The organism is Desulfopila sp. IMCC35006 (genome assembly GCF_005116645.1).
Lineage (GTDB): Bacteria > Desulfobacterota > Desulfobulbia > Desulfobulbales > Desulfocapsaceae > Desulforhopalus_A.
In genome coordinates, this window is record NZ_SWCM01000024.1 from 25,145 (window position 1) to 45,020 (window position 19,876).

Consider the following 19,876-nt stretch of genomic DNA (forward strand, 5'->3'; position numbering starts at 1 on the left):
GACAGGACAACTTTTGCGGTGGCATCGGCATCGGCTTTCATTGGAGCGTCCGCCGCCTCTTATTCCGAAAGGCGTTTGGCAATACGCTTGTAGGTCTCTTTCAGCTCTTCGCCCACAATTTTCGACTTGCCGATCAATTCCTCGGAAGTTTCCACCGCACCATCCGCTATTTCAGAGGCCTTGATCTTTAAATGGCCCCATTGCTTTTCCGCCGCTTCGAACTCTTGTTTTGCATCCATGGATGCAAGGTGGATTTTCAATTTTATCTCATCCCGTTCCATCCGCAGTTTTTCAACTAACCTGGCAAACTCTTCTTTCATTTCCATGGGTAACTCCTTTATTGTGCTTGATAGGATCTTCCGCGTATCCCTTTCGGGCTGTTCTGTTCAAGCCCTCCTTGCGGGGCGTATGTCTCTTGATACAGCTGTCCTCTCTTGGTTTTGCATGATCCATGCCATCGAAGAGCCCCCCGACAAAACAGAGGAAGTCGTCAAAATGATGACAGATATCCGCTCTCCACCACGCTGGGAGAAGCATCAACATCTGTAGCACGATGAAACTTTATTATTTTGCCCCCGCAGTTACAAAATTTCTCATATTGGATCTGCAAATTTTTATACATGCAACATAAAGCCTGCGTGAACCCCGGGCTCTCGCGCAGTAAATTTCTATCAATGGATCCATCAATCCTCTTTCTTTATTTGTGCCACTCCCTGGTGCAAATTGTTTTCCGGTACGTTCAACAGGGTGGTCAGGGCTTTTGCAGCATCGGTCTCTTTGGTGAGAAGCATCTCAACCCCGGCATTGCCCAGGACAAAGCCAGGCCCTTTACCGACCTGGTCATGGTTTGAAATCAACATGTTCATCCCCTTTTTAAGCAGCCATTGGGCCACTTTAATGCCCTTAGCTTTCTCTTCGTGCAGACAGGGGTTCTTGAGGACAACATCCTCGATAATTGTACCTTCTGTACTCTGCAACCTGAGAAGGCGGAACAAAGGTGCCTCCCCAAAATGGGCTGAGATGGTCAGCCGGTCATCGGCGAGAGGAATTCCAACGATGAGAATCTCCCGCGGCTGGGGTTGAAAATGGATCAACACCCGGTCCACCTGGCCAATTTCCATCTTTACCCGGTTCTCGATCTCTTCCGATAAACGGTGTCCTTCCTCTAAGTCGGTTACCCGGAGGGTCAGATCCAGTTCGACAAATATGTAGCGGCCGGCATTTCTGGCCCAAAGGGTATTGATGTTTGCTACCCGGGAATCGGCAAGGACAATTTCACGGATTCGAGCCAGGCTGTTGTAATCAAGGGAGGCGTCGAGAAGAACCCGGATGGAATCAAGAAAAATGCGTAGCGCAGATCGGGCGATAAACAGGACCACTATTACCGCAGCATATCTGTCCACCGCAAAGCCAATGGCACTGCCGAGAAGAGCCATCAGGATAACCGCTGAGGAGAGCATGTCGGTCCAGATATGCCGGGCATCCGCAATCAAACTGGGCGATCCGGTCTCCTTCCCCTTTTTAAGCTCATACCGGGAAAACAGCCAGCTGATGACAATGGTTGCCCCAATGCCTCCAGCAGCCAGAGGAATCCGGGTTGGTAGAGCTCTGCCGTGGCCCAAAAATACGGCCTTAATAATTTCATAGCCGGCAAAAAAAATCAGGACAGAGGTCACCATTGCAACCAGGTTTTCCACTTTGTAAAGCCCATACGGAAAACCCCGGGCGGGACGGGCTGAAATTTTTATGCCGATCAGGATAATGGACGAGGAGAGCACATCGGACAGGGAGTGAATAGCATCCGCGACTACGGCAACACTACCTGAAATAAAGGCCACAGCTGTTTTTATCGCCACCAGCAGCAGGTTGGTCAAAATCGATAACCAGGCAGTTTTTTCCGAGGACTCCATGCACACCTCTCAGGTTAACAAGCACCCCGTTTACATCTTTTTCCGACACCATCAAAACTTGACTTCTTTACTCGGTAGAGATAACTGTAATACCTAAAAGGACATATGCCCAAAATAACACGCGGTCACCCAAGAAAAATTGCGACACTGGGAAGAGGGCTCCACCATGGCAAAACTACGAACCGGTCGACAGAAGTTTTATAATGTTTTTTCGTATTTTTATGATTTTTTCATACAAATACACTCCGGTCACCACCAAGACGAGACACGCCGTTTTCTTGTCGATTCGGCACCAATAGCCGGCACAACCCAGGTAAGAATATTGGATATCTGTTGCGGTACCGGATCGGTCATTCTTTCCTTTGCGAAAAAATATCCTGATGCCCTGGCAATTGGTTATGATTTTTCGGCTGGAATGCTGCAGAAAGCAAAAGAGAAGGATGCGGCCAAGACCATACGTCTTGTCAATGGTGACGCGGCAAATCTGTCATTTGTTGATGACTGTTTTGATATAGTCTGCTGCTCCCATGCCTTATACGAACTGAAAGGCCAGGTGAGGACAGAGGCTCTCCGGGAGATGAAACGAGTGCTGAAGCCCGAGGGCCAGGTTTTGATCATGGAGCATGAAGTCCCGCGGCATCCTGTTGTGAAGGTTTTGTTTTACGTAAGGATGCTGATGATGGGGCCTACTGACGCCAGGGAGTTCGTCAAACAGGGTATCTCCCCGTTCACGAAAATATTTCCCGACGTCACTTTATCACACACCCCCTCAGGCAAGAGCAAACTTGTCATTTGCCGCAAAACATAAACGCATCATCAATGACTTCGGCGGACAAGTCTGCAGCCACTTGCCCGGCACTCTATTTTGTCGGAGTTGCACAACCTGAGAGTCGGCAAGATGGATCATGCGGCTGCAATAAACGTTCTGCCGGCCTCTTCCCGGATCGGGTTTGCAATGCGCGATTATTCCTTAATGCTCGGTGTGAATGTCCAGGTCCAGCCGCCTTTCTTATGGATCAGGGAGTTCTTGTCTGGAGAAATGCGCAGCTCATCCGAATCAGGCAGCGACATTGCAAGCATCACCGGCGAGGGCACCGCCAGTACTTCAGGTCTCGTTTTGCTGCTTGCAGGTACGGATTTGCGGCTGCCAGTACAAAATTGCGCGACTTCAACAACAGGGTAGCTTGTTTGCACTTGCAGTTCGAGCGTGCCACTCAAGCCCGGCTTGATCCCCTGTAGTTCATAGTGTTCGTATGCGCCCTTGATTACCGGCGGTGAACAGGAGGGTTCAGGATTGCGTGGATTCCTGACTTCAGATTTTGAGTTTTGAATGGTGGGCGTTCCCACCATTTTTGACTCGGACAGCATCCATTGCAAGTCTATCTCGACACGGTCGGTCACGTCCGCATATCCTATCCAGTTACTCCCGCCGACAACATTGGTCTGTCCCGCATAGACACCAACGATATGGTAGTAGACAATGCCGTCCTTGCCCTCAGTCCAGTTCCGGGCGAATTCAGTTTGCTTCATCGCCTCTTCCACCATTTCCGGATCGTTGCCCGAGCTCTTAATCATGCTCTTATATATAGCCTCTTCTTCAGCGCTCATTTTGTTCTGGGCAAGAACCGAGCCTGGCTGCAGTGCGAACATCAACAGAAAACAGAGTATATTTGACAAAAAGCTCGATTGAACGTAGCTCATGATTTCCCCTTTCTAAGATGTGGTGGTTGAGAATACTGTGCGATAGGAAGGATCAGGGTGGAAAAATCGGTGTTCGTTCGCCGATTGTTTCCACACTATTATTCGGCTTTGGCGGAAATCAATAATCCAGAGTTACTATTCGTCCTTTAGACAATGTGATTACCACTCAATCTCAGCAATATGGGGATATGAACCTGTCATGCCGCGCAGGATAACTGCGATGAGTTGGTGTTCGCTTCAGTACATCTGCAGCAAAAATGCTGTCCAGATATGGCAGAGGCCCCGGGAAGTTAGTCTCTCAGCTCCCGGTAATACGGTTTACCAAGGGCCGCAGGGGCCATAATGTTTGACCGGCCCGAAAATGCAAGCACCACAATAACCAGCAGATAGGGGAAGACCACCGCCACTTCATAAGGAAAATCGATACCGTAAACCTGAATGGATCTCTGGAAGGAGTGGGCAAGACTGAAGAGAAGCGCGCCAAAGAGTACCCCGGATGGTTTCCATTTGCCGAAATAGACCAGGGCAACGGCGATAAATCCTCGCCCTGCCGTGATATTGTCCGCATACATATGGGTCTGACAAATACTCAAATACGCTCCGGCCAGACCGGCCATGGCCCCAGCCAGCACGACACACTGGATGCGCGTCCGGTCCACCTTGACGCCCATGGTATCAGCGGCCATGGGGGCCGTTCCCACCGCCTTTGCCTTCAGTCCCCAGACAGTCTTGTTCAACATGTACCAGGCGAGAGGGACGAGAAAGAGGGTGACGTAGACCATTGCATTCTGGGAAAAAAAGATCGGGCCAAGTACGGGAATATCGGCAAGCAACGGTACATTGACCGCCTGCAAGCCGACGATTGTTGTGGTGCCGCCGATATAGACACGAAACAGCATTCCGGCAACACCCCAGCCAAGCATATAGAGCGCGATTCCGGCAATTCCCTGTTCCGCCTTAAACGTAACGCATACCAGAGCCATGATCCCGCCCATGAAAGCCCCCACCCCAATTGCCGCCAGCATGCCCAGCGTGGAACTGCCGGGGCCGCTCTGCATCGTATATTCGACGTAGAAGCCAATAAAGGCGCCGACCATCATAATGCCTTCCGCCCCGAGGTTGTAGACGCCTGCCCGCTGGTTGAACATCTCCCCTAAGCCGACCAGGACAAAGGTGATCGAGAGCGGGACTGCAGCAGAAATTATGCCTATAATAATTTCACCAAGCATCTACTTTCTCCCTGTTGCTTTACCGAGAAATTTAACCATCTTTGCCCGCATGCCTTTTTTGGTGATAAAAACATTGCTCGAAACAATCGCCAGGATAATCAGTCCCTGAATGGCCAGAATGATATAGGCGGGCACATGTACAGCTCTCTGCATCATGTCGGCTCCGACTATGAGCAGGCCAAAAATAATGGAAGCCGGTATGGCACCCAGTGGATGCAGGCCGCCAAAAAGAGCCACAACAATGCCGCTGAAACCGTATCCTGCGGAAATGGACTCGAGTCCCCGGTGGTGTACTCCGAGTACCTCAACGGCCCCGGCCAGTCCGGCAAAACCACCCGCCAGGAGCATAGCCAGCAGCAGGTACCATCTGGTGTTCACGCCTGCGTACCTGGACGCCCGAATTTCAGCCCCCACCGCCCGCATGCGATAGCCATATATGGTCTTCCACAGAAAAAAGAAGACGATCACCGCCAGGACAACGGCGATAATCATGCCCGAGTGCATCCTGGCGCCGGGAATAAGTTTGGCAAGCCAGTATTCCCGGGCAATACGTGCTGTCTGCGAAGCCCCGGTACCATAAACAATCTCCTGTTTATCCATCATCGGGCCACGGATGAGGTAGCTGTAGATCTGGATCGCAACATAGTTCAGCATCACCGTGCTGAGGATCTCGTTGACGTTCAGATACGCCTTCATCCAGCCGGCAATGCCGCCCCATAGTGCCCCGCCGGCAAAGCTTGCGGCAAAGATCAGCGGCATCATGATCGACCAGTGCATTGGCGGCGCATACAAGGCGATACACAACCCGAAGATGGCGCCGACCAGTATCTGCCCTTCTCCCCCGATATTGAGGATGCCGCTGCGAAAGGAGATGGAGATGCCGAGCGCCACCAGGAGCAGCGGCGCGGCACGGACAAATATCTCGGTTATGCCGAAAATATCCTCCAGCGGCGCAGTGAACATTACGCCATACGCCTTGATCGGATTGGCGCCGGCGATAAGAAAAAGAACGGCACCAATAACCAGGGCAAGCAGCAGGCTCAAGGCGGTGAGACCGACATTGAAGGTCAATTCCTGCAGCCTCCTGCGGCTGTTACCCATGGCTTTGTACCCCCGCCATCAAGAGTCCCAGCGCACTTTTCTGTGCCTGTTTGGCCGGGATGATCTTCAGTATCTTGCCTTCATAAATAACGGCGATCCTGTCCGATAAATTAATCAGCTCTTCCAGTTCCTCCGAGATGAGCAGGACAGTTTCATCCTTATCCCGTGCGGCCAGAAGTTCCGAGTGCACAAACTCGGCCGCGCCCATATCCAGGCCTCTGGTGGGATAGACGGCGACGAGGACCTTGGGCCTTCTGTTCATTTCTCTTGCGACAATGACCTTCTGGATGTTACCGCCGGAAAGGGAGGCGCAGGTGGTATCGATGGACGGGGTTTTTATCGCAAATTTGGCGACCAGATCGTTCGCGTATCGGCAGATGGCCCTGTCTTTGAGAAAAGTCGCCTGTGCCAGGGGCGGCCGGGCATAGTCCTTGAGGATCATATTCTCCTTAACCGAGAAGCCGGCAACCGTTCCTTCGTGGAGTCTGTCGGCGGGAATATACCCCATCCGTCGGTCGATAATCTGCTGCGGGGTCCGGTTGGTGATATCCTCTCCGTCAAACAGTATCCGGCCGGACTGTACCTTACGAATTCCATTGATAACCTCGGCAAGTTCACTCTGGCCATTGCCGGAGACACCCGCTATCCCCATTATTTCCCCTTTGCGCAAAGCGAGACTGAGCCCATTCAAAGCCTGCGTGCCTCGGTCGCCAATGGCTGTAACATTTTGAATATCGAGGATAATTTTATCACTTGGCTCTTTTTCTTTGGCGACCGGCAAGTTGATGTCCCGGCCCGCCATAAGCGACGCCAGTTCGTTTGTTGTGTGGTCATCGGTGCTGCCGTTATAGACCAATTTCCCCCCGCGCAGCACGGCAACATGATGGCTCACCGCCTTGACCTCGTTGAGCTTGTGGCTGATAAAAATGATCGAACAGCCACTTGCGGCCATCTCCTGGAGCAGCAGGATGAGCTTGTCGGTCTCCTGCGGGGTGAGGACCGCTGTCGGCTCGTCTAAAATGAGCAGGTTTGCCCCAAGCGACAGGGCTTTTATCAGTTCGACCCGCTGCTGCTCGCCCACGCTCAGCTCATAGATATAGGCATCGGGATCAATTTTAATTCTGTGATCTGTGCATATTCTATTTATGGTTTCAGTGACATAGGCAATATCGCAATGGAACGTTCTGTCGTTGAACATGCACAGGGCGACGTTCTCTCTGACGGTCAGGTTCGGCACCAGCATAAAATGCTGATGCACCATGCCTATCCCCAGTGCCCCGGCCTTCTGCGGTGAATCGATGGCGGTTTGCCGGCCATTGACGATGACCTCCCCCTCATCCGGCTGATAGAGCCCGTAGAGGATGTTCATCAGGGTGGTTTTCCCGGCACCGTTTTCACCTAAAAGGGCGAGAATCTCCCCCTGTTTCAGCGCAAGGTTGATATTGTCACAGGCCAGGACGCCGGGAAAACGCTTGGTGATATTTTTTAGTTCTATATGCTCTATCTGCATCTGACCATTACAAAACAAGACAGCCTCCCAGATCAATCGACAGTGGGCAGATCCGGAAGGCTGTCCGTTAAGAAGATTATTTGATGTCTATTTTCAGGGAGCCGTCGATGATTTTTGCTTTTGCCTCGAGAACAGCCTCTTCTGCTCCGGCAGGAATATTGCCAATGATTTTGTCGTTAAAGACCAGTTGCAGGCCGCCATTGGCCAGCGACAATTCCAGGTGTTTTCCGCCGTAGACACCTTTCGCCCTGCTGTCGATGATCTCCATAATGACGTTTTTAAAGGTGTACGCCTGGGCAGCGAGTACAGTATTCGGGGCGATCGATTTCTGGTCCATATCAGAGGCCAGCCAGTAGAGCCCTTTCTGCTCGGCAACGATGTTTATAGCACCCACGCTTTGCTGGGAAGTACCCGTCAGAACATCGGCTCCGGCCTTGATCTGGGTGCGGGCAATCTCTGCTGCCGCCACAAGATCGCCGAAGCTGCCGGTGTAGGCTATGCGTACCTGGGCATCTTTGTTAACGGATTTGACGCCCTGCTCAAAACCCTTGTTGTACTTGATCGCATCACCGGCTTCAACCGGGCCTACAATGCCGATGATGTTGGATTTTGTTGTAAGGCCGGCAAGGATGCCCAGGAGGTAGGCACCTTCCTGGGCGTGGGGATCATAGGCAAAAATATTTTTCTCCGGTGTCGCAAACCCCGTCCCATAGGCAAATGAGATTTTGGGGAAATCCGGTGCAATTTCAGTCAGCAGCGACTGATACTGGGCACCGTGGGCAATGATAATATTGAAGCCGTGCATGGCGTACTGCCTGATGGCGGCGCCGGCATCCACTGCGTTCCACAATCTTTCGCTGACCTCAAAGGTGAGTTTGTCCGCACCAAGCTCCTGCTGCGCGGCCTTGAGACCTTCATACATCGCCTGGGACCAGGCAAGATCGTCAATTGTACTGGGAATGACAAGCGCAACTTTGATCTTGTCATCGGCCAAACATACGGTTGCCACCATCATAAAAGCGATGGTAAGCAAAATTCCTTTAAAGATTTTCATCATCTCTCACCTGGGTAAATGTTATTGATTACTCTTTGGCATCTGCGGAAAACCATCAGCAAGATTTGTTCCAATACCCTCTATGTGGCGCTACCGATTCCGTTTCAAACTCCGGAAAAGGTCCTTCTACCTGTATGTCTTTCTGCCCCTTATCGAAAATATCCCGGCATGGCAGGTCAAACGTCGGGTTCTGCTTATCATCCCCGGTAAGCTCTAAAAGCTTCTTTTCGGTGGTGCCGTAAACGACTCTGCCGATGTTGGCCCAGTAGATAGCCCCGCAGCACATGGCGCAGGGCTCAAAGGTGCTGTACAGGCTGCACTGCCAGAGAAAATCCCTGGTATACTTTGTGAAAGCTTTCCTGGCCAGGGTGGTTTCGGCATGTCCCGTGCAGTCGTGCTCGGTTATCTCTACGTTTCCCTGGCGCAGGAGGATCTCCCCGTCGGGCCCGACCAGGATTGCGCCAAATGGTGTGTTCCCGGCAGCTCTTGCCTGGATGGCCACTTCATTTGCCTCCCGGAGGTAGAAAATATCATCTTTGGTACGCATATGGCAACGATTCCTTACGTGTAGGTTTCTTTCATTCTGGTCGCTTATGGAGGCAAAGGATTACAGGAGTGGCACGTTCCGCTCTTGAAATGCTGCTGAGTGTGTCTTGCGCAAACTGATTCCATTGCAACGTTGCTCCATCCCGTTATATCATCACTCGGTTGTCCAGAGGTACATACTCGATTTCTTATTGAGAACGGGCAGCTCAAAACACTCGGAACAACCGGTCTGCGCCAGGCCATAACAGACATGCAATGGCAGCAGATGCTCTTCTCTTGGGTGACAAAAGCGGGCAGCAGGGGCTTTGGTCCACTCGATGAACCGTTGCGCCCTTTCCGGCTCATTGAAGTCCCTATTGCAGCAGGTCTCCAACAGCCAGTTCTCAAACGTTATATTCATCGCCTTCGTCTCTTTCGTTTCCGGCGCGAAAAAAGCGCGCATATTGTGGAAGGAAAAGCCCGAGCCGATGACGAGCAGATTCGCATAATCAAGATCCTGAAGGGCCCGGCCTATTTGGACATGCTCAGCAGAATTGAGAGTGTTGACCAGGGACAACTGCACACACGGAATATCGGCAGCCGGATACATTATTGTGAGCGGAACAAACAGGCCGTGATCAAATCCCCGCTGCCCATCAAGCTCAGCTGCAATACCTGCATTTTTCAGTACCTTGCAGATCCGCTCAGCGAGCAATGGTTCCCCCGGGCAGGGGTATTCGATTGTGTAGGCTTCTTCTGGAAATCCATAATAATCGTAGAGCAGGGCCGGACTTGCTCCCGATGTAATGGTTGGTATGTTTTCTTCCCAATGCGCACTTATCACAATAATAGCCGATGGTTTGTCAATTTTCGCAGCGATCTCCCGCAGACACGCAACCATCTCTTGGTGGCTTTCATCGCCAAGAAGCGGCATTGGCCCTGCGCCATGGGACAAGTACAATATATCCGGCTTATTTTTCATCGACTGCAGACACATAGGCAAACCTTGGTATTTTTATGCCATCCACGGCAACGAGTTCAAGGAACATCTCCTTAGGCCGCACCCAGATGCTGTTGTCCCCGTACAAACACTGGTAGACAACAACCGTCTCTCCGCTTTCAGAATGCGTCGCTTCGCACAGAACCTTGTAATTCTTGTTTTTGTAATGTTTGTAAATTCCGGGTTTTATAGTGCTCATTTCTCTATGTACCATCGTGTTAAACGAAAAGATTCACCTCGTGGCTTGGAACTGCGACAACCCTGGGGCCAAAGCTCGAAATGCTGGCAAGCGTAAGGTTATGGTGGGCAATAACCTGCTGCGGGGACAGCGTGCTGTTCGCGGATGTGGTATGCGCGTCGGAGACCAGTATAACCGGGAATCCCAGAGCAAGCGCTCTTCTTGTGGTCGTGTCGACACAGAATTCGGTATGCATCCCGCAGATGAGCAGGCCCTCTACCTGGTGTTTTTTGAGCAGAAGCTCAAGCCCAGTGCGCAGAAAAGAATCAGGGGTGGTTTTTCGGATGAACAGATCGGCAGGCTCTACTTCAAGACCATCGGCCAACTGCCATGCCTCTGAGCCATACAGAAGAAAACCGGACGCCGATTCGTGCTGCACGAAGATTACCGGGGCTCCGACTTGTCGCGCATGACGCGTGACCAGGTTAATTTTGGTAATGATTCCAGCACAGTCAAACGCTGCATCAGGCCCCTCGCACAGCCCCCGTTGAACATCAATAACCAGAACAGCTCTGTTCATGTGGATTCCTTGAAGTGGCTTAACTGCAGACCCACCATCTTGTTACGCACAGGGCAACGTGCCCGGTGACGCGACAGGGTATGGCATCATTTAATATAAGAACAACAGTAGTCAGTCAGGCTTTTCACGTTCAGGTTGAATGTGGTTTCTGCCGGTACGTCAAACTGTTCACCGCCTTGAATCGTTTTCCAGCCGTCGTCAGCAGAAAGCAGAACCTCCAGCTCCCCGGACAGGATTTCCATAATTTCCCTGTCAGCCGTGCTGAATTCATATTTGCCTGGAAACATGATGCCAAGCGTTTTTCTCGACCCATCAGCAAAGACTAAGGTCCGGCTGGTCACCTTGCCGTCAAAATAAATATTTGCTTCCCTAATGGCTGTTACGTTTTTAAATTCCGACATAAAATTGATCCTCTTTTTTTGTATGACATGTATTCATTCCTCTATTCAAGCCGAACCTTTTTACCACTTCCATCTGCTCAATCTATCCCCCAATCTCATACCCTGGCGACTTGCTTAATCGTTTCTGTTCGAGAACTTGATATACCTGCTGTAAAACGGAAGGGCCATCGTTGCGACACCGATGATCACCAGGAAGAGCGGGGCCGCTATGTAATTTTTCGCCCCGCCTCGGGATGGCATGAGCACCGTAAAATCAAGCGGTGCTGTGCAGGCGTAGATAATTATAAAAAGCCCTCCCAGCACGGTGAAGATCCTCAGTACGTATTGGACCAGGGGATAGTGGCGGAAGTTTCTCTCGATGAAGAGATAGACAGCAACATAGATAAACGGTGTAAAAAAAAGACTCGATCCAAAGAAAGCGACAAGGCTGGTCATGTTAGGTATCTTCCGGTATTACAATTATCTATGATGCCCGGGGAGCTCTTTGCTCCCCCCGCTTTCTACTAACTTCTGGCGCGGAAGGCAAAATATTTCCAAGGTGATGCCCTGTCAGATATTTTTGGGTAGATTATATGAAACGTTTTCTTGATTTACCACGATATATTTTTTCATTTTGAGATTATCAATAACATTTGCCAGTTCGTTTTCCTCAAGTTTGTTAGTAAAAAGAGAGTTTATGGTATTCGACAGAGTCTTGAGTTTCCGTGGCCTCGATTGCCCACGACCTGCAAGATTTTTCACGATGGCACTTATTTTCTCATCATTATCGGTTGTGTTCGATATTCGCAGTATCGGAATCTCGGCCAGATCGTTAACTCGATTTACTCTTATGTTCTTGCTTCGCAAATGTTTAACGAGGGGATCAAAACCAGTGTCTCTTGAGACGATATGGTAGTAGCCATTTTTATCCTCAGTTGCGAGTTGACCAAGATAGCAGGCAATGTGGAAATCTAATGCGTTTGGCCCATTGCCAGATATCTTTATGTACCTGGCATCCTTTCCGAACTCCTGGAGGGCGCTCGCCATTTGAAAGGGGATTCTGACTTGATTTTCACCGACAAATACGAGAATATTGAAAGGATGCTTTTTTAATATTTCTAAGTTCTTAGGCTGAACGTTTTCAAAATCAATGAGTACGTAATTAGTTGGTGGCACGAAAAGTTTCCCTCATCATATTTTTTCTGTTTTCAACGGTGCCGATCGCAGATTGCCATGGAGCACAGCGCAATGGTAACCAGGTGCCCTGCCTTGTTAAACACTCTTTTGCAAACGTAGCCGATAGAGGTAATCTGCCCCGTTGTCTGGCTTCATCTGCTGTCTTACCCAGCCAAAAGATTCGTAGAGACGTATCGCCGCTGTCATATTGCTGTTTGTTGTCAATACAACCTGTTCACATCCAGTTTCAACAGCAGCAGACAGCGCGGTCTGAATGAGCTTATAGCCAACTCCCTGCCCCTGAAAATCGGTTCTCACATAGAAGCCGGTCATTTCAGCAATAGCTGCAGTGATGGGTTTGAGGATAACCGACCCTACAAGTAGTTCCCCATCTACGGCGACGAAATCACGAAAAGGGATTTCTCGCTCTTTGCCAAGTGTCGCCAGAGCGTAGTCAATATTCTCGGGGTCTGGTTCAACACCTAAGGATCTCATAATCTCAAAGGCGAAAGCCGTCACCTCGTCATTATCTTCCGGTCTGGCTCTTCGAATCTGTATATTTGGTTTCATAGGGGTTTAACTCGTGTTCAGTGGGATTTTGCATAGCGGCAACGTAGCAACCCCATCTCCCTAAGCAGTTGTTCTGCTTATGTATCACTTTTTAATCGTTTTCCAAGGCTGACAACATCGTCTGCCTGATATCCTATCGCCTTGTAAAATTCCAAAACCACAGTATTGGAAGTGCGCACTTGCAGATTGATCTTCGGGCAACCTGCTGCCTGTAAACGAATTTCAGCCGCCTCCATCATATATTTCCCAATTCCGCTGCGTCGATGGTTTGGATGAACAGCAAGATAATTGATCCAACCTCGATGGCCTTCATACCCGGCCATTACAGTTGCTATTACCTTGCCGGATAGACTTCCAACCAAAAACAGTTCCGGCTGCAATTTCAGTTTCCGTTCTATATCGCGATGAGGATTGTTCCATTGCGTGACCAAACCGCACGCAGTCCATAATCGCACTACTTGAGTTTCATCGTCGGGGCTATATGGTTGTATTTCAATCATATAATTCAGAGGCAGTACTGACCAAGTTCAGGTGCGCCGCTTTTTGGCGCCGCCTGGAGCGCCTTGTTCGGCAAGTTTTTCATTTACCAAACAACCTTGAGAAAAATCCCTTCTTTGGAGATGGGCTCGCCAAAACAATAAATTGCTCTTTTAAAATCTGTGAACAATCCTCGTCATGTTTAAAACCGACAAGTTCTTGAGCAACCTTTAATGGTATTTCAAAGATATAGTCGACTTCTGCGCTTCCCCCATCTTCGGCTTGTTGAGCCTCTTCCATTTCCCTTTTTATTGCAGGAAAGCACTCGGGAACCTCTCCTGTAACATCAAGTCCTTTTGGACCATTCTCGCCTTGATGGGATATCCACCATCTGCGATTGCCGCCCGACCAGAACTCCGATGAGCTAGCCATCACATGCTCTTCAACAAGACAAAAAAGCACATCACGTTCCCGAGATATTTCTGCCAGCCTTTTTGATTCGATAATGGGGCTGTTGTATTTATTGCACCAAATAATACGCCAGCCCGAATCGAGCTTTGCCATTGATACATGAGATTCAGGAAATTCTTCTGTTTCACCGGTCGGCAACAGACTCAAGTCTTCCAACAGCCTGTCCGCATCCTTTTCATGGACTGCACACCAAGTTATAGAGAAACCCATTCTTGAATATCTCCTAATTGAACGCCGAACGTTCGAACTCAGCGGAAATATGAAATACGTGGCAAGTAGATTGGAGTTACCACGTACTTTTTTGCGAGACGGAAATTACCCAAACCCCGGACCTCATTTTTCCCTCTGAAGTGACTTTTTATGTAATTTTAAATGCTTCTTTACCTTTTGCGGTTAAACTCCACAATCGTCCATGCTCACCCTCTGTGAATTTACCGAAGTTGTTTTCTAAGAGCCAATTTAATGTGCTCAGTGCTTCTTTCTTTTGTATTCCAGATTCCTTTGCGATACCACCAAGATATCGAAAGGTGTATTTAGGATTTAGCAATGCATTAATGACTTTTTGGTCATTTTCATTAAGTTCTCTTTCAGTTTTTTTTGTGCTTTTAAGTAAAAAGTATTTTGCCATTAATATGAGCACACAAAGAATCGCTAACACGCTCCATAATGGTATTATTAAAGGTAAATTTACAATATCTAATAATTGCTGAAATGCTTGTTTAAATGTTATATTTTTCAGATAGCTAAATAAGTAAAAGGAAGACGAAGAGATTAGAGCTATTATTCCCGTTGCAATAACTTTGATGCCAACAGGATCCTTCCACGTTTTTGCTAATATTTTTCGCATGTTATTAAGTATCGAGGTTGGTTAAATAACCAATTTTCAGTTTCATAAAGCATAACGAGCCTGTAAAAAAAGCCATTTCACAAAGCTAAAAAGTCCCCTTAGCGCTCGAATTTTAAAAAAATCATATCGGCCGCGTTGACTGTCTTTTCACTTTGGTGAGGAAGGTCTTTCTACGTCATATTCAGCCCTATTTGTTGATGTTTTCGCTCCATTTCCTGCCCCTTGAGACCAACCTAAACAAAGCCTACTCCATGGGAGTGGATCTTTTTCAGGTTATGGACAATACAGAACAGGTTCCACTGAGTACTGACCTTACGCTTGGTTCGAAGAGTAAATTTGTCCAACCCCAGTACAGAACGAATGTGTGCAAAGGGTGGTTCACCGACTGCCAGCCTCATGCTATAAATTGCTCGACCAATCGCGGTATCAATCTTGCGCTTCATTCTTTCGGTAAATCGTTGTTGTCCTTTGGCGTTTTTACCTGTGAAGTACGCCACCTGTCTGGTCCCTGTTTTATTAGGGTAGCGCAGACACTCTCTTCTCAGTTTACAGGGCAGACAGGACCTTTTGGCACCTTTGAATTTAATTGCCCTGTAGTTTTTAACTCGTGCATTGCCACCACTCCGGTACAGCTTCTTTCCTCCTGGGAACAGGCAATAACTAAAATCAGCTGGAAAAACAAAATCCGCTGGAGCAAAAATCTTTCGCCCACCTTGGCCTGGTTTCATCTCTCTTCTGTATCTATCTTTAAAACGGTCATAGGCTACAAAACGTGGATCTCGTTTGCGAAAGTTGGTATCTGCTATATAGCCATCAATCTTCTCTTGGAAGATGTACTCCATATTCTTTTCAGAATGGTAACCGCTGTCCGCTGCCAACTGCGCTCCATGGAGCACATCACCTTTGTGACCGATCTCGGAAAAATTCTCTCGAATCTTCTCTATCATCGGAATCAGCAGGTTATGTTCCTGGCCCTGGCCAAAAGCTTCTGCTCCAACAATTACCTGGTGTTTCTTGCCTACTGAAGTTACTCCAACATAACCCTGAATAACACCTTTAGAGGTTTTCATCTTGGCCGATTCATTATCGGTGATATTGGACTTGATTGGTTTGCCGCTGGAACCCGTGCGGTCATCATTATCGTCAAGCCATTCTTTGATCTTTGCCGCTTGTTTCTTTAATTTTGCTAAATATTTCTTCTCTTTGCTTATCACGTCAGGTTCTATCAAAGAGTCGTCCTGGGCCCGGTGTTTGGCTATCATTGTTGCAATAGCCTTTTCCATTTTCGCGACTTTTCTCTGGAAATCAGCCTTGGTGCCGCTCCACTCTTTTGCCGCGTTGCTTGGCAGCTTGCAACCGTCTATGGCAAACATCTCTTTGCCTATCAGTTTTTGCTGATCACAAACCAAGAGGACTTCAAGAAATAGATGGGCGATCTCTTTATCCATACTGGAGATAAAGTCGGCAATAGTGGTGAAGTGTGGTTTGCTGTTTGCTGATAACGCCATAAACAACACGTTTTCTTCGCAGCAGCGGGCTATTGCCCGACTTGAGGTAATTCCTCTGGAATAGGCAAAGAGAACTACCTTCAACAGGATGCGTGGATCATAGGCCGGCGCGCCTGTCTCATCATTATTGAATCTTTTATCAAAGATCGACAGATCCAGTTCGTTATCAACAAGATAACTGAGTGAGTACTCAAAGGTACCCTCCTGGATCTGTTTATTGAAGAAGACGGGGATAAACTGACCTTGAGCATAGGAGTAAGGCTTATATTTTGCCATTGTGCCCCCACTTTTGTCATGGTTAAGCGGTCAAACTGCTGGTTTCACACAACAATATACCATTAAATGTCAGTTTTTCCGATATTTTTTACTTTTTTCTACAGGCTCAACGTCCGGCTCACCGGACCCGCGCTGTTTGCAGGGTCCGCGTGGAGCCGGTGGTTATAGCTTGTATTTATTTAATCTTTCTTCTAATGTTCCAGTGTGCAATTCAAAAAAATTATTGTCGTAATCATAGAAGTACAATGAATCACCTTCACCTTCGACTCTCGACCTGGATGGGACAACAGTTGCTCCAAGACTAGAGATTCTTGTTTCTAATTCAGGCAAGTCCCCTAGCTCGACTTTAAAGGCAACATGTCTATAGGATTTCTCAGTTACCACTCCTTCCATGGCAACGACCCATACGCCACCAATTAGAAAGAACTTTTCTTTTGAGATTGAAAAGTTTTTCTTTGAACTGTCATATATTTCTTTGGCTGCTAATCCTTCACAAAATAATTTAGAGGTTCTTTCAAGATCTCTAACAATAATGGTGATATGACTGAGGCCTTTTATCATATTTTTTGGCTATAACGGTGTGATAGCCGGTCTGCGATTTTTGCGGATCCGTCTTTATTAGCTTGTTATGCATTTTTTACAAGAGCTATATTTTTATAGCTCTTTTTAAATAAATGGTAAACCGTGAATATAAGCATAGGCGCAGTCAGGCTGTACGCAATCAGCAAACCAAAAATTAATGCGTCATTAGACTGGAAATTGTTAGTTTTGATTTTTTCAAATAAACTATATTTATATAAAAATATAGTGATACTTCCAACGAATATTGCAAAAGTGAGTATTAGTGATGCCCACCTTGCAAAGGGCTCTCTGTTTTTACTGTTTTCAATTGTTAACCAATCCTCCCATTTTTTTTCTAGTTCATATTCAGAATTCTGAGACAAGAAAACACCAATTCTTTTCACCTTAAAGTCTTCACTCATTATAAAAATATCATACAAAATTGCAATAAAAGGTATAAATGCGATAAGCAAGTAGATTCTTTCATCACTAATTATAACTCCTGCAGCCATGAGAGGGATTACAAAAGCAAATTTTGATGTAAGTAATATATTTCGCATTTTTTTGTGTAGCATTTTTTCATTGTTCAAATGGTCCGTATAGCACGTATTAAAATACACATTAGTGTTACCACCATTTTGACCTTGTTGGAAGACGTTTCCTGTAGGGCTCATGTCTCTCCCTCCAATATTTGTTTAATTAGTGAATATGGCATAACGTGGAGCTAACCGGACCCGCGCTGTTTGCGGGGTCTGTGTTTAGCGTTTGGTTAAGTTTTTGATATTATATTTTCTGATTACCCCTCTTACTCAGCAAGCTTTAAGAGGCGCAGAGGTCTAGGCTTCGTATTGGCTGCATGCTTAATCAAATTTCCTATCATTGCGCCTATATAGAACCTGTTATTAAATCGAAAACAAAATTCGGCCAGGTAACGAGGTAAATGCTTTGAGCTTATAGAATGATATGTTCCATGAATAGCCCTCTTTACGTTGCTGATCATGGTGTTGACCCAGTGAAAGATCCTGTTGTCAGGATTCTCGTAAATTCCAGAGGTTTTGATTTTGCCATGAAAAGCTACGAGATCGGATAAGCAATTAAAGGGATTGAAAGCATCAGAAATAACCACCGCATCTGGATGAAGGTGCTTTTGAGACCAAAATGTTACCTCAGATGAGTTGAAGGCGTTTATTTTACTCATCCTCATATGAATAGGGTGGCCTTGTTCGTTACGTGAAACGGCAGCAAGGAACGGTGTTTTACCTGGCGCTCCTCGACCTCGTTTACCACCACTCTTCTTGCCGCCCCAGTACACGTCATCCAGTTCAATGAAGCCTTCAAGGACAAGTTGATCATCAGCATTCTTCATCACGTGCTGCAGCTTGTGTTTCATTTTAAAAGCTGCATTGACTGATATGCCCAGGAACCGGCGCAAACTAAGGGCGGACATTCCCTCTTTTGCTTGCGTTATGAGATAGATTGCCAGAAACCACGTAGGAAGAGGCAATTTTGATGAGTCAAAAATGGTGCCGCTGGTGATGGAACACTGATGTCTGCATCGAGTGCACTGGAAAAGTTGACGGGTTTTTAGCTCATAGTAGTGAGTGTGGCCACATTTTGGGCATTGAAAACCCTCAGACCAGCGATACTTGAAGAGCTTTTCCCGGCACTTTTCTTCAGAGCCGTATGCTTTAAGGAATTTAGGCAAGCTGTACCCTTTTTGAAATTGAACCGAATTCTTTGCCATGTCATCTCCTCCTTTTGTTTTAGGTAAGAGGAGTATGACACACCTGGGGTATCATATAGTGACTACCCTGAATTTTTTCTCCACAAGCTGAGTTTCAGGGGTAATCAGATTATATTTTATTATTAACAGTGGATTCATGAATTTTTTTCATAAGGAATATTAAATAATTTTCTTTGGATTGATCCCAGCACATGGTTTGCAGATATGATTGGACTTTTTCAGCCCAATCAAAAAATATACTTGATTCTCCAGAAAATATTCTCCAGTAGTTTATTTGGGACTTACATTCAACATTTACTACTATTTCACAAATATCTTCGTCTCCATATTCGTGCCCAAATTCAATAAATGGTTTAGAATCTGTTTGAAACATCGCGAAGCCCATGCTCCAAGAAAAAACTAGATCACCATATTTTGACAAAAACTTGATAAAGGGTTCATCTTCTGTAACTCTACTTATAGATACATCGTGTGGGATTTGTATTAAAGGTTCAGGGAACACTTCTAAACGTTTTTTATTCGTTATAAATTTGGGAAGTTGGTTTAGAGTAATTTTCTTATAACTTTTCTCAATTAACCCCACATTTCTTGTTACAATTCCAATGACTAAAAGTTGAATTATAGAATCAATAAATTTACTAAAATCACTTTCAAAAAAATCATCATAATTCAAAAGTGTTAATAAGTATTCTCGGTGTTCAATTGTCAGTGATTCCCAATCTACCCTCGCATGAATACTTGGTGGGTGAAAATCAATATCAATAAATCTGTTATTTTTAATATCAAATACGAAAAAAAAGGTGGCTTTGGTTGAGGAACTCATTCCCTCGGATGCAATCAAGCCATAAACCATAATCCCAAAGATAACGATTGAGGCTATTGAAGCAACAATGAATATTAGCTTGTTGGTATCGTAAAATTCTTTAAATAGAATGTTCGCAGAAGTGTTTACTGTCAGCGGCGATCTGAAAGTGTATTTTCTTCAGCGGTTTGAAAATGTATAATCTCTCTTTTTCCTTTTCTTGATTTTCTTCCTAAAAATTAAAATAAACCAATCTTCTTCCCCTCCTTTTTCTTC

Annotated in this window: 24 protein-coding genes; 1 reads left to right on the plus strand and 23 read right to left on the minus strand. The window is 47.0% G+C overall.

The window, feature by feature from the left end:
* Positions 1–59: 59 nt before the first annotated feature.
* Together FCL47_RS23245 and FCL47_RS23250 are read right to left on the minus strand one after the other, a co-directional pair.
* Positions 60–326, minus strand: coding sequence for a hypothetical protein (locus FCL47_RS23245; protein ID WP_136816115.1), 267 nt, complete (start codon positions 324–326; stop codon positions 60–62).
* Between the two features lie 357 nt (positions 327–683).
* On the minus strand, positions 684–1,910 hold the full coding sequence (locus tag FCL47_RS23250) for a cation diffusion facilitator family transporter (protein ID WP_136816116.1): 1,227 nt from the start codon (positions 1,908–1,910) through the stop codon (positions 684–686).
* Between the two features lie 166 nt (positions 1,911–2,076).
* On the opposite strand from FCL47_RS23250, the gene FCL47_RS23255 reads away from it, so the two are divergent.
* Complete coding sequence (locus FCL47_RS23255) at positions 2,077–2,718, plus strand: class I SAM-dependent methyltransferase (protein ID WP_136816117.1); 642 nt, start codon at positions 2,077–2,079, stop codon at positions 2,716–2,718.
* Positions 2,719–2,873: 155 nt separating this feature from the next.
* Here the strand turns inward: FCL47_RS23255 and FCL47_RS23260 are convergent, their stop codons facing one another.
* The 21 genes from FCL47_RS23260 to FCL47_RS23360 all read right to left on the minus strand — a co-directional run bounded on the left by FCL47_RS23260 (position 2,874) and on the right by FCL47_RS23360 (position 19,651).
* Positions 2,874–3,611 carry a hypothetical protein gene (locus FCL47_RS23260; RefSeq protein WP_136816118.1) on the minus strand — a complete coding sequence of 246 codons (738 nt, stop codon included), beginning with the start codon at positions 3,609–3,611 and terminating at the stop codon, positions 2,874–2,876.
* Between the two features lie 290 nt (positions 3,612–3,901).
* Entirely contained in the window at positions 3,902–4,840 is a 939-nt protein-coding gene (locus FCL47_RS23265) for an ABC transporter permease (RefSeq protein ID WP_136816119.1), read from the minus strand.
* Entirely contained in the window at positions 4,841–5,941 is a 1,101-nt protein-coding gene (locus FCL47_RS23270; protein WP_136816120.1) for an ABC transporter permease, read from the minus strand. It lies immediately after the preceding gene.
* Entirely contained in the window at positions 5,934–7,469 is a 1,536-nt protein-coding gene (locus FCL47_RS23275; RefSeq protein WP_205747417.1) for an ABC transporter ATP-binding protein, read from the minus strand. The genes FCL47_RS23270 and FCL47_RS23275 overlap by 8 nt, the downstream gene beginning before the upstream one ends.
* 58 nt (positions 7,470–7,527) lie before the next feature.
* Positions 7,528–8,508, minus strand: coding sequence for a BMP family protein (locus FCL47_RS23280; protein WP_136816121.1), 981 nt, complete (start codon positions 8,506–8,508; stop codon positions 7,528–7,530).
* A 52-nt stretch (positions 8,509–8,560) separates the two neighbouring features.
* Positions 8,561–9,052, minus strand: a complete 492-nt coding sequence (locus tag FCL47_RS23285; RefSeq protein WP_136816122.1) for a nucleoside deaminase — start codon at positions 9,050–9,052, stop codon at positions 8,561–8,563.
* Between the two features lie 153 nt (positions 9,053–9,205).
* Positions 9,206–10,012, minus strand: a complete 807-nt coding sequence (locus FCL47_RS23290; protein ID WP_136816123.1) for a class III extradiol ring-cleavage dioxygenase — start codon at positions 10,010–10,012, stop codon at positions 9,206–9,208.
* On the minus strand, positions 10,002–10,229 hold the full coding sequence (locus FCL47_RS23295) for a DUF1653 domain-containing protein (protein WP_205747419.1): 228 nt from the start codon (positions 10,227–10,229) through the stop codon (positions 10,002–10,004). Before FCL47_RS23295 ends, FCL47_RS23290 begins: the two co-directional genes overlap by 11 nt.
* A 19-nt stretch (positions 10,230–10,248) precedes the next feature.
* Entirely contained in the window at positions 10,249–10,788 is a 540-nt protein-coding gene (locus tag FCL47_RS23300) for a cysteine hydrolase family protein (protein ID WP_136816125.1), read from the minus strand.
* An 86-nt stretch (positions 10,789–10,874) separates the two neighbouring features.
* Entirely contained in the window at positions 10,875–11,189 is a 315-nt protein-coding gene (locus tag FCL47_RS23305; protein WP_136816126.1) for a pyrimidine/purine nucleoside phosphorylase, read from the minus strand.
* A 114-nt stretch (positions 11,190–11,303) separates the two neighbouring features.
* Entirely contained in the window at positions 11,304–11,624 is a 321-nt protein-coding gene (locus FCL47_RS23310) for a hypothetical protein (protein WP_136816127.1), read from the minus strand.
* Between the two features lie 114 nt (positions 11,625–11,738).
* Entirely contained in the window at positions 11,739–12,344 is a 606-nt protein-coding gene (locus FCL47_RS23315; RefSeq protein ID WP_136816128.1) for a PIN domain-containing protein, read from the minus strand.
* A gap of 96 nt (positions 12,345–12,440) precedes the next feature.
* Positions 12,441–12,914, minus strand: a complete 474-nt coding sequence (locus FCL47_RS23320; RefSeq protein ID WP_136816129.1) for a GNAT family N-acetyltransferase — start codon at positions 12,912–12,914, stop codon at positions 12,441–12,443.
* A 77-nt stretch (positions 12,915–12,991) separates the two neighbouring features.
* Positions 12,992–13,414 carry a GNAT family acetyltransferase gene (locus FCL47_RS23325; protein ID WP_136816130.1) on the minus strand — a complete coding sequence of 141 codons (423 nt, stop codon included), beginning with the start codon at positions 13,412–13,414 and terminating at the stop codon, positions 12,992–12,994.
* A gap of 79 nt (positions 13,415–13,493) precedes the next feature.
* Positions 13,494–14,072, minus strand: coding sequence for a hypothetical protein (locus tag FCL47_RS23330; RefSeq protein WP_136816131.1), 579 nt, complete (start codon positions 14,070–14,072; stop codon positions 13,494–13,496).
* 148 nt (positions 14,073–14,220) lie between these two features.
* Positions 14,221–14,709 carry a hypothetical protein gene (locus FCL47_RS23335; RefSeq protein WP_136816132.1) on the minus strand — a complete coding sequence of 163 codons (489 nt, stop codon included), beginning with the start codon at positions 14,707–14,709 and terminating at the stop codon, positions 14,221–14,223.
* Between the two features lie 233 nt (positions 14,710–14,942).
* A complete protein-coding gene (locus tag FCL47_RS23340; RefSeq protein WP_136816133.1) occupies positions 14,943–16,493 on the minus strand; it encodes a transposase in 1,551 nt (516 codons plus the stop codon).
* Positions 16,494–16,655: 162 nt separating this feature from the next.
* Positions 16,656–17,054, minus strand: a complete 399-nt coding sequence (fosX, locus tag FCL47_RS23345; RefSeq protein WP_167496615.1) for a FosX/FosE/FosI family fosfomycin resistance hydrolase — start codon at positions 17,052–17,054, stop codon at positions 16,656–16,658.
* A gap of 65 nt (positions 17,055–17,119) precedes the next feature.
* On the minus strand, positions 17,120–17,728 hold the full coding sequence (locus FCL47_RS23350) for a hypothetical protein (protein WP_136816134.1): 609 nt from the start codon (positions 17,726–17,728) through the stop codon (positions 17,120–17,122).
* Positions 17,729–17,859: 131 nt separating this feature from the next.
* The gene (locus FCL47_RS23355; protein WP_136816135.1) at positions 17,860–18,798 is read right to left on the minus strand and encodes an IS1595 family transposase; all 939 of its coding nucleotides are present in this window, start codon (positions 18,796–18,798) and stop codon (positions 17,860–17,862) included.
* Positions 18,799–18,907: 109 nt separating this feature from the next.
* Positions 18,908–19,651, minus strand: coding sequence for a hypothetical protein (locus FCL47_RS23360; protein ID WP_136816136.1), 744 nt, complete (start codon positions 19,649–19,651; stop codon positions 18,908–18,910).
* Between the last annotated feature and the right edge of the window lie 225 nt (positions 19,652–19,876).